The 9,203-nt window shown below is 70.7% G+C and carries 11 protein-coding genes; 6 read left to right on the top strand and 5 right to left on the bottom strand.

The window, feature by feature from the left end:
* The first annotated feature begins 15 nt into the window (after nucleotides 1-15).
* From IEZ09_RS23615 to IEZ09_RS23605, 3 genes are all read left to right on the top strand, one after another.
* Nucleotides 16-255, top strand: coding sequence for a hypothetical protein (locus tag IEZ09_RS23615; protein WP_109630982.1), 240 nt, complete (start codon nucleotides 16-18; stop codon nucleotides 253-255).
* Between the two features lie 209 nt (nucleotides 256-464).
* Nucleotides 465-1,139, top strand: coding sequence for a Crp/Fnr family transcriptional regulator (locus tag IEZ09_RS23610; RefSeq protein ID WP_030469453.1), 675 nt, complete (start codon nucleotides 465-467; stop codon nucleotides 1,137-1,139).
* Between the two features lie 348 nt (nucleotides 1,140-1,487).
* Complete coding sequence (locus IEZ09_RS23605) at nucleotides 1,488-2,744, top strand: MFS transporter (RefSeq protein WP_189255921.1); 1,257 nt, start codon at nucleotides 1,488-1,490, stop codon at nucleotides 2,742-2,744.
* Nucleotides 2,745-3,068: 324 nt separating this feature from the next.
* On the opposite strand, the gene dnaN is transcribed toward IEZ09_RS23605, so the two are convergent.
* Entirely contained in the window at nucleotides 3,069-4,160 is a 1,092-nt protein-coding gene (dnaN, locus tag IEZ09_RS23600) for a DNA polymerase III subunit beta (protein ID WP_189255920.1), read from the bottom strand.
* Nucleotides 4,161-4,222: 62 nt separating this feature from the next.
* Between dnaN and IEZ09_RS23595 the strand changes: the two genes are divergently transcribed.
* Nucleotides 4,223-4,555, top strand: coding sequence for an HIT family protein (locus IEZ09_RS23595; RefSeq protein ID WP_189255919.1), 333 nt, complete (start codon nucleotides 4,223-4,225; stop codon nucleotides 4,553-4,555).
* Here IEZ09_RS23595 and IEZ09_RS46685 read toward each other — a convergent pair.
* Both IEZ09_RS46685 and IEZ09_RS46680 read right to left on the bottom strand, forming a co-directional pair.
* The gene (locus IEZ09_RS46685) at nucleotides 4,552-5,442 is read right to left on the bottom strand and encodes a Gfo/Idh/MocA family protein (protein WP_268247645.1); all 891 of its coding nucleotides are present in this window, start codon (nucleotides 5,440-5,442) and stop codon (nucleotides 4,552-4,554) included. The genes IEZ09_RS23595 and IEZ09_RS46685 overlap by 4 nt on opposite strands.
* 14 nt (nucleotides 5,443-5,456) lie before the next feature.
* Entirely contained in the window at nucleotides 5,457-5,813 is a 357-nt protein-coding gene (locus IEZ09_RS46680; RefSeq protein ID WP_229812873.1) for a hypothetical protein, read from the bottom strand.
* A gap of 39 nt (nucleotides 5,814-5,852) precedes the next feature.
* On the opposite strand from IEZ09_RS46680, the gene IEZ09_RS23585 reads away from it, so the two are divergent.
* Both IEZ09_RS23585 and IEZ09_RS23580 read left to right on the top strand, forming a co-directional pair.
* On the top strand, nucleotides 5,853-6,647 hold the full coding sequence (locus IEZ09_RS23585; protein WP_189255917.1) for an NUDIX hydrolase: 795 nt from the start codon (nucleotides 5,853-5,855) through the stop codon (nucleotides 6,645-6,647).
* A complete protein-coding gene (locus IEZ09_RS23580; RefSeq protein WP_229812872.1) occupies nucleotides 6,644-7,453 on the top strand; it encodes an MBL fold metallo-hydrolase in 810 nt (269 codons plus the stop codon). Before IEZ09_RS23585 ends, IEZ09_RS23580 begins: the two co-directional genes overlap by 4 nt.
* On the opposite strand, the gene IEZ09_RS23575 is transcribed toward IEZ09_RS23580, so the two are convergent.
* Together IEZ09_RS23575 and IEZ09_RS23570 are read right to left on the bottom strand one after the other, a co-directional pair.
* Nucleotides 7,447-8,589, bottom strand: a complete 1,143-nt coding sequence (locus IEZ09_RS23575) for a hypothetical protein (protein WP_189255916.1) — start codon at nucleotides 8,587-8,589, stop codon at nucleotides 7,447-7,449. The genes IEZ09_RS23580 and IEZ09_RS23575 overlap by 7 nt on opposite strands.
* A gap of 11 nt (nucleotides 8,590-8,600) precedes the next feature.
* On the bottom strand, nucleotides 8,601-9,203 hold the full coding sequence (locus IEZ09_RS23570; RefSeq protein ID WP_189255915.1) for a hypothetical protein: 603 nt from the start codon (nucleotides 9,201-9,203) through the stop codon (nucleotides 8,601-8,603).

Raw genomic sequence — 9,203 nt, 5'->3', positions numbered from 1 at the left:
ACACTGCGGAGCATCATGACTGCCTGGTTTGTGATCGTCGTCCCGATCGTGATCATGTTCTTCGCGCTCTTCATGGAGCGCGTGGAAGCGAAGCTCCGGCACGTCGCCGTGCAGGAGAACGAGGTCGAGGAGTTCCTGGAGTCCGCCCGCCCCGACGAGGTGAAGGCGCTCTACGGACACGGCATCGGTCGCGCTCTGGAGCTGTTCCGCCTCCGTCGCCGCGGTCGCGGCAGCGTGCGCAAGCGCGTTCGCTGACGACCCCCCGCTGATCGCCAACACCCGAATGGCGTAAACTGGTTCGTTGGGCTCTGGATCGAGTCAGTCGGGTTGTTCCTAGTAAGACGGCGAGCCGAGCGGCGATCCACAACACAGCCCTTAGACTGCAACGCAGTGATCGGCGGCACGGCGCTGACTCCACCAAAGAAGGTGGTAGGCGTGCCGTCGCGTCGATTAGGAGGGATGAGGTGGACGAGACCCTGGCGCGAGCGGGCATCTTCCAGGGAGTTGACCCGGCAGCCGCAGAGGCGCTGGCGCAGACCCTGGAAACGGTGGAGTTCCCGCGTGGCCACGTGATCTTCGCGGAGGGTGAGCCGGGCGATCGCCTGTACATCATCCAGTCCGGCAAGGTGAAGATCGGCCGCAAGTCGCCGGACGGCCGCGAGAACCTGTTGGGGATCTTCGGACCCTCCGACATGTTCGGTGAACTGTCCATTTTCGATCCCGGCCCCCGCACGTCGACCGCGACGACGGTGACCGAGGTGCGCGCGGTGTCGATGGACCGCCCCGCGCTCCGTCAGTGGATCACCAACCGGCCGGAGATCGCCGAGCAGCTGCTGAGGGCACTCGCCCGCAGGCTGCGCAGGACGAACTCCATGCTGGCCGACCTGATCTTCACGGACGTGCCCGGCCGCGTCGCCAAGGCGTTGCTGCAGCTCGCACAGCGCTTCGGCTCGCAGGAGGCCGGTCTGCTCCGCGTCACGCACGACCTGACGCAGGAGGAGATCGCCCAGTTCGTCGGCGCGTCCCGCGAGACCGTGAACAAGGCGCTCGCCGACTTCGCGCACCGCGGCTGGCTGCGGCTGGAAGGCAAGAGCGTGCTGATCCTGGACCCCGAGCGCCTCGCTCGCCGGGCCCGCTAGATCAGGAAGTTCTTCCGAAGGCTTCGAAACGCAAAGGACCGGGCGCCACCCCCGACGTGGCGCACCGGTCCTTTGTGTTGCACGGCCCATCCCCCGACGAACCGTGCCTTCCATCCCTCTGGCGCGTAGGCCCCGACCCTCAAGCCAGAGGTTGGTCTCGGTGGATGAGTCAACTTTCGCACGTCTCCACCCCGACCGCTCAAGCCCTTTCACCCTCAAGGACCCCCTGAGTGGCCGATTCGTTGCATGTTTCACCCGGTCATCCCATTCCCGTGACCCAATCGCAACCATGGTGACCCTGCGCACCCGATCTGGTACATCCGTACCAGCTTTGGCATACTGGTACGCATGTCCCACTCTGCCCGCCTCTCCGACTACCGCGCCGCCCTGACGACCCCCGGCATGCGCGGCCCCGTGGTCGCGTCCCTGCTCGCCCGCCTCCCGATCGCCATGGTCGGGCTCTCGCTGCTGCTCTACGTGGAGCGCGCGACGGGTTCGTTCGCGGTCGCCGGCATGGTCTCGGCGGCGGCGCTGGTGGGCGTGGCGATGGGCTCGGTCGTCCAGGGCCGGCTGATGGACCGCTTCGGCCCCACCCGGCCACTTGCCTTCGTGACCGGCCTCTTCGCCCTCTTCGTGACGTTCTCCGTGCTCGCCGTCGAGGCGGGCGCGCCGGTGTACGTGCTGGTCCCACTGGCCCTCGGCGTCGGCGCGACCGAGCCGATGGTGGGCTCGGCGTCGCGTGCGCTGTGGGAGCGGATGGTGCCTTCCGGCGCGACGCGGATGGCGGCCTACGCCTACGAGTCGATCAGCATGGAGGTCTTCTTCATCCTCGGGCCTGGCCTCGCAGGCCTGCTGCTCGCGGCTCCGTGGGCGGGCACCGGTGTGGTGACCGGCGCCGTGCTGATGGTCGTCGGCGCGCTGTGGTTCGCCTTCAACCCCGTGGTGCGAGCCTGGGGCCCGGTCGCCGCCGCACCGCGTCCGCTGCTCGGCGCGTTCGCCTACCCCGGCATGCGGACCGTCGCGCTCGCCGCGCTGGGCTTCGGCGTGACCATCGGTTTCGTCGAGGTGGCGGTGCCGGCGTTCGCGAAGGCCGCGGGCCACGCCTCGATGGGCGGCCTGATGCTGTCGCTGTGGTCGATCAGTTCGGTGATCTTCGGCGTGCTCTACGGCATGCGCCCGTGGCCGCGCCCGATGCACCTGCGCCTGCCGGTGCTGCTGGGCGGGTTCGGCCTGCTGACGCTGCTGCTGGCGATCCCTCTGACGCTGGTCGGGCTCGGCATCGCGCTGTTCGTGGTCGGCACGCTGATCACGCCGCAGTCGACCGCGCACTCCGCGGCGATCGAGCAGGTGACGCCCAACGGCATGGCCGCGGAGGCGTTCGGCTGGGTGATCACCTCGGTGACCGTCGGTCTCGCCATCGGGCAGGGCCTGTCCGGCCAGCTGATCGAGCACTTCGGCACGCGTCCTGCGTTCGTCGCGTCCGGGGTGGCCGGGCTGCTGATCGCGCTCGCGGTGTGGCTGCTGCGCGGGACCGTGCGGCGCGGGGTGCCGCGCTCTGCTGAGCCGCTGCCGCAGCGTTCCGAGATGGAACTCGCCGCCCGTTGAGCCGGTTGCGGTGCGGGCCGTTGCAGGGGACCGTCCTTCGGGGCGGTCCCGCTGCGTTTCGGAGGTGGAGCAGGCCGCTCGGCGAGCTCGCCTGCGGTGCGCTGCCGGGCGCGCCTCGTGAGGTTCCGCCGCGTTCCGCGATGGAGCGACGTGGCGGCAGCGGTTCGGCATGGAGCCCGCCGCCGCTGAGCCGGTCGCGGTGCGAGCCCGTTGCAGGGGACCGTCCTTCGGGGCAATCCCGCTGCGTTTGGAGGCTGAACTGGCCGTCCGCAAAACTGTCTGCGGACGGGCTTTGCAACGCGGGCCCGAAAAAGCCCGCGTTGGTCAGGCGACTGAGCGCATCGGCACCACCAGGTAGGTCAGCTCCACGCCGTCCTCGCCCGGTGTCGACGTGAGCACGGTGGACCGGAGGCCGTCCTGGATCCGCAGCTCGACCCGGCGGCCGGCGAAGGCCTTCAGCGCGTCGGCCAGGTAGCGGGCCTGGAAGGTCTTGGTCAGGCGGTCGCCCTCGACGGTCGCCTTGACGAACTCCTCGGACTCGCCCTGCTGGGGATCGCTGCCCTTGACGCGCAGCTCCGAGTCCTCCACCTGGATGGTCACCGCCTGGTGCGGGCCTCCGTAGGGCGTGGCTCTGCGGACGGCGCGCGCCAGAGCGTCGGCGTCCACGAGCACCGTGCTGTCGATGACTGCCTCCAGGAGTCGGCGCGCCCGGTCGTCCGGGAACGGAGCGGCCAAGAGTGCGGTGGAGATCGAGTTGTTGCCCCAGGCGAGGCCGAGGCGGTCTTCGTCGGCATGCAGGGCCACCTCGCCCGAGGCCTGCCTCGCCGCTTCCGCTAGGGGCTTCGCCGGGACCAACAGATCGACATGGCCGTTCTGTTCCCACGGCAGCGTGGCGTAGGCCATGCGGTAGCGGTCGGTCGCGATCACGTGCAGCTTCTGCTCGTCGGACTGGATGCGGATGCCGGTGAAGATCGGCAGCGCGTCGTCCTTCGAAGCCGCGCCCGCCACCGCCGCGATGGTCTTGAGCTTCTCGGCGTCGATGTGGCCCTGCAGCGGCGGCAGCTCGGGGACGCCGGGGTGGTTGGCCAGGTCGAGCAGCGGGATCGCGAACCTCGACGACGGCGTGCGGATGGCCAGGCGCTGGCCCTCGACCTTGAGCCTCACCTGCGGCTCGTCCAGCGCCTGGAGGGTCGCGGCCAGCGGCTTGGCCGGCACGAGCACCTCGCCCTCGGTGTGGACGGTGGCGGGCACCGTCAGGCGCACGCCGTGCTCCTGGTCGCTGCCGGCGACCTCGACGTCCGTGCCGGCGGTGAGGCGGAGCCCGGCCAGCACCGGGTCGAGCACGCGGGTGGGCAGCAGGCGCGCCACCTCGGCGGCGGCGCCGGCGAGCTCGGCTGTCGTGACGGTGAGGTCCATGGCTGGGACGCTAGCGAGCACCCCTGACAATTTTCGGCGCCTTCGTCTCGCGGAGGAAGCGCGTGCGCCTCATCTGCGACAAGCACTCAGGTCTCGGACCGCTGGTGGGGCCGGTGGAGACGCGCAGGCACGTCGAGACCTTGGACCTGCTCACCGTCGCGGAGGCCGAGGCGGTGGCTCGAGCGGTGCGGTCGGTGGCCGTCGGCCTGCGAGCCGAGCTGGATCCCGAGTTCGTGTTCTCGGCGGTGGTGGGGCGGGCGGTGGCGCACTTCCACCAGCACGTGTTCGTCCGGCATCGGGGGACACCGGACGAACTGGCGTGGCACGAGGACTGGCCGGATGCGCCCACCGGTGATGTGGCCGCACTCTGCGCGCGGCTTCGCACGTACTTCTAGCGCTCGGCCTTGCGGCGGGCCAGGTCGATGATCCGCTGGAGGTGCAGGCCGCGCCGCACGTCGCACTCGTGCGTCGTCGTGCCGCTGTCCACCATGGCCACGAAGTCGTCGAGCAGGTTCGTGAAGCAGTCCAACGCGGACGTGTCGCGACTGTTCAGCGTGCGGTGGCCGTTGACACCGAACACGGTGAAGTCCGCGAACGGTGGCTGCAGCGGCAACGACAACGTCAGCGACAGCGTGCTCGTGGCGCCGGAAGCGTGCTGCAGGATCAGCTGCCACAGGCCGGAAGCCGACACGTTCGCCGCGATCACGTCGGTGATCTCGCCCAGCGCCGCGTCCAGCAGGTCGAACGCGTGCGGGCCGATGTCGTCCAGCGCGCCCTTCTCGTGCCGCCACGGGGAGTTCGAGAACGGACCGTCCAGCAGGGCACCGGTCAGCCAGCGGCCGTCGGCACCGGTCCAGCCGCCCGTGCGGTGCAGCTGGGCGAGGAGCTCCTTCGTTTCCGGGGCGTAGCGGCGGGTCAGCACGACCAGCGAGGCGACCCCGGCATCGGCGACGGCCGCGGCCAGCTGCTCGGCCACCTCGACCGACTCCGCGATCGGCTTCTCGAGGATCACGTGCTTGCCCGCGCCTGCCGCCTCGATCGCCATCGGGCCCTGGACGCCCGGCGGGACGCAGAACGCGACAGCGTCCACAGTGGACAACATGGCCGCGAAGTCCGCGAACGGTTCCGCGCCGTGCGCACGCGCGAGTTCCGCGGCGGCCTCGGGGCGGCGCGCCCACACACCGGTCAGCGTCGTGCCGGGGTGGTTCGCGATTCCGGGAGCGTGGATCATCTGAGCCCACGGGCCCGCACCGACAAGTCCAACGCGCAGCTGTTCGTCCACTCGCCCATCCTGCCTCAGGAGTAACTGGCCTTGGGCACGAAGATCTCGCCCCCGTTGCCGAACTTCAGGCGCAGGCCGTCGTCGGTGGTCTCCCGCCGCGGGTCGTGATCCCACCCGTTGGGCACCGTCACCACGTGACCGCGGTCGGGCGACGGGCCCAGCCAGATCTCGTAGTAGGTGCCGCCGACGAGCCGTTCGACCTTCTTCACGTACACGCCGGGAGCGGTGGAAGTGGGGTCGACGCTGCTCACGGTCGTGCGGTCCGGCAGGAACAACACCACGCCCGCCACCGCGGTGAGGCCGGTGCCCATCACCGCGCCGAGCAGGAACAGCAGCATCTTCACCAGGCAGCCGGAGACCTTCGTCGCCATCACACCATCCTCGGGTAAGCGCGGTCGTACGCTCGGAGGATGCCCGACGACATGACCTTGCCGGGAAACCTGGTACCCGCATCGCCGGCCGCTCAACCGGCTCAGCCCCGCGACGCCGTCACAGTCGTGCTCCTGCGGGACGGTGCCGACGGCGTGGAAGCCTTCCTGCTCCGCCGCGTGAAGGGCATGGCGTTCGCGGGCGGCATGACCGTCTTCCCCGGCGGAGGTGTCGATCAGCGCGACGCCGACACGTCCGCCGCGTGGGCCGGTCCAGCCCCGGAGTGGTGGGGCTCGGTCTTCGGCGTCGATCCCGCCACGGCCCGTGCTTTCGTCTGCGCGGCGGTCCGCGAGACGTTCGAGGAGTCCGGAGTTCTGCTGGCGGGTCCCGACGCGAACTCGGTGGTGGCCGACACCTCCGCCTACGCCGACGCCCGCCGCCAGCTCGTCGACCGCGAGATCTCCCTCGCCCAGTTCCTCGCGAACGAAGGGCTGGTGCTGAGGGCCGACCTCCTGCGGCCGTGGGCCAACTGGGTCACCCCGCTCGAGGAACCCCGCCGCTACGACACCCGTTTCTTCGTGGCCGCCCTGCCCGAAGGCCAGCGGGCCGACGGGGAGACCACCGAAGCCACCGACGCGTCGTGGCAGACGCCCGCGGAGGCGATCCAGCACGCCCAGGACGGCCGTCGCATGCTCATGCCGCCCACCTGGCGCACCCTCGACGAGATCGGCGCGCTCGGCACCGTGGAGAAGGTCATGGCCGAGGAACGCAGCGTCGAGAAGATCATCCCCAAGCTCATCCGCGACGGCGACACGATCCGGGTGGTGCTCCAGTGAGCGGCTCCCCTCTGATCGGCGCCCGCGCCGCCCACCCGCTCTACGGCGAGCTGCGCCAGGTCACTCCGCACGCCGCCGTGCTGCTGGCCGACAACCCGTCGCCGATGACGCTCGACGGCACCAACACGTGGCTGCTGAAGGCGCCGGACGCGACGGAGTACGTCGTGGTCGACCCCGGCCCGCTCGACGAGGCCCACCTGAAGCGCATCGCGTCGCACGGACCGATCGCCGAGATCCTGCTGACCCACGGCCACCCCGACCACTCCGAGGGCGCCCGCGAGTTCGCCGAACTGGTCAACGCTCCGGTGCGCGCGCTGGATCCGACGTTCACCTACGGCTCAGAGGGTCTGGTGGACGGCGACGTGATCACCAGCGCGGGCCTGGAACTCCGCGTTCTCGGCACGCCCGGCCACACCAGCGACTCGCTGTGCTTCGTGATCGACGGCGAGGCGGTGCTGACCGGTGACACGGTCCTGGGCCGCGGCACGACGATCGTGGCTCACCCGGACGGCAAGCTCGGCGACTACTTCGAGTCGCTCAAGCTGCTGGCCGAACTGCCGGAGCACACCGCGGTGCTGCCGGGCCACGGTCCCGAGCTCGCGGACGCCGGCGAGGCCGCCCGCGCCTACCTCGCTCACCGGACACAGCGCCTGGAGCAGGTGCGGCGGGCCGTGGAAGCACTCGGCGGCGCTCCGACCCCGCGACAGGTCGTCGAGGTCGTCTACGCGGACGTGGACAGGGTGCTGTGGCCCGCGGCGGAGTGGTCCGTGCGGGCCCAGCTGGAGTACCTGCGCAACGACTACTGAGGCTGGTGGCCGTTGTTCGACGTGCCGAACGCCGACTGACGAGCCGATGAGCGGTCGATCTGCCAACGACCGCTGTCGGTCGTCTTCGCCCCCGTCTGCTCCCGCTGCGCCAGCTCCTCGTGCAGCTGCTGCAGCAGCGCCCGCTCCCGTTCGCTCAGGTTCGCGTCCACCGACGACGGTTCCGGCGACTCGGCGAGGGCGGCCTGCAGGGCAGCCAGCTCGTCCGGCTTCAGCTCCGTGGTCACCTCGGCCCTGTTGATCGGCATGGGCTCCGGCAGGGCCTCGATCTCCGGTTCGGCTGGAGCCATCGAGATCCGCTTGACGGGCTTCGGCGGGAACGGCTGGGAGCCCTCCAACGCCTTCGTGTTGTTCGTGCGCGCGCGACGTGAGCCGGTCTCTTCCGCAGGCTCCGGCGCCGGTGTCGGCTCGGCCACCGGCGCCGGAGCGGGAAGTTCGTCGGACTGGTCGAACCAGGTCGCGGCCGGCTCGTGGGCCATCGCCGGGGCTGGCGACGGCGGCGGTGCCATCGGGGTGCCGGAGATCGGCACCGGACGCGAGGCCGTCGTCGCCGAGGCGTGGTAGTCGCTCAGCTGCGTGCCGACGGTGAGCACCTCCACCGCAGCGCGGATGCCCGCCTTGCGCAGCACCGAGTCGACCCGGTAGGCGGTCGCGGGCGCGAAGCCCTGCGGACCGATGTCCACCAGCACGACCCGTTGCGGCAGCGGACCGGGCGTGGAGCCCGCCGGGGACGAACGCCAGACGCAGCGCACCGAGCGGATGTCCGGCAGCACCGACACCGCGCGGGACAGCACGCCCGACAGGTCGGCGGCCGGGTCGCCCTCGGCGGTGAAGCGGTGGCGCACGAACGGCAGCACCTCGACGACCGGCAGGCGGTCGGTGAGGGACGCGTCCGAGCGCACCTCGTGCAACGCCCACGTGATCGCGGCTCTCTCGTCCGGCAGCACCGGGATGCCGCCGGCGAGAAGCGTGCCGACGAGCATCTCGACCGCGCGGTCGAGCTCTCCGACCGCGAGGAACTCGCGTGCCTGCGACAGGGCGTCGTCGTCGACGCGCCCGGCCATCGACAGCAGGAGATCGTGGAGACGGACCGGCAGGCCGACACCGTCGTTCGTCACGTCAACTCTCCTTAGCTGAGCACCAGGTGCTCCTCGGACTCGGCGCCGGCGCACACCAGCTCCGATGCCGCCAGCGCCGCCCGGTGGTAGGGCGGCAGGTCCAGACCGGACGGCACGACCTCGACGCACGGGTCGTGTTCGCCCAACGCCCGCAGAACGCGCTGCAATTCGCCGGTCAGCCTGGCGTGGCCGGTGGTGGCGGCGACCAGCAGGACGCGGTTGACCCCGGAGGGACCGATGCGCCAGCAGGACCGAACCTCACCGACCCCCTGCCGGCCTCGCAGCGTGGCACCGAGCACGACGGTCGCGGAATCCCCCATCGGCACCCGATCGGGTGACTCCGGGGAAAAGGTGTAGTCGGTGGGTGGCAGTTCGTCCAGCCCTTTGACCGAACTGACAGCACCGGGTTCGGCCCCGTAGGGCACGAGCGCGTCCTGCAAAAGGCGCATCTCGTGATCGGTCAGAGGGATGCGGCCGTGCAGCAGGGTGCGCGGCAACGACCGCGCTAGCACCGCATACGCGTCAGAAGCCGCCCAGTCCCGGTACCGCCAGAGCAGGTCGTCCGGCAGGCGTCCCGCGAGCCGCAGCAGCAGTTCGTGGCACGTGTCCGACAT

Origin of the sequence: Lentzea flava (genome assembly GCF_014648475.1) — a bacterium.
In the GTDB taxonomy this organism is placed as follows: domain Bacteria; phylum Actinomycetota; class Actinomycetes; order Mycobacteriales; family Pseudonocardiaceae; genus Lentzea; species Lentzea flava.
The sequence above is the reverse complement of the archived record's forward strand: the minus strand, read 5'-3'. Positions and strand labels throughout refer to the sequence as shown.

Bases quoted from the DNA above. Each gene is read 5' to 3' on its own strand.
- IEZ09_RS23615 (WP_109630982.1), top strand. From the start codon at position 16: ATGACTGCCTGGTTTGTGATCGTCGTCCCGATCGTGATCATGTTCTTC.
- IEZ09_RS23605 (WP_189255921.1), top strand. From the start codon at position 1,488: ATGTCCCACTCTGCCCGCCTCTCCGACTACCGCGCCGCCCTGACGACC.
- dnaN (WP_189255920.1), bottom strand. From the start codon at position 4,160: ATGGACCTCACCGTCACGACAGCCGAGCTCGCCGGCGCCGCCGCCGAG.
- IEZ09_RS46680 (WP_229812873.1), bottom strand. From the start codon at position 5,813: ATGGCGACGAAGGTCTCCGGCTGCCTGGTGAAGATGCTGCTGTTCCTG.
- IEZ09_RS23585 (WP_189255917.1), top strand. From the start codon at position 5,853: ATGCCCGACGACATGACCTTGCCGGGAAACCTGGTACCCGCATCGCCG.
- IEZ09_RS23570 (WP_189255915.1), bottom strand. From the start codon at position 9,203: ATGTCGGACACGTGCCACGAACTGCTGCTGCGGCTCGCGGGACGCCTG.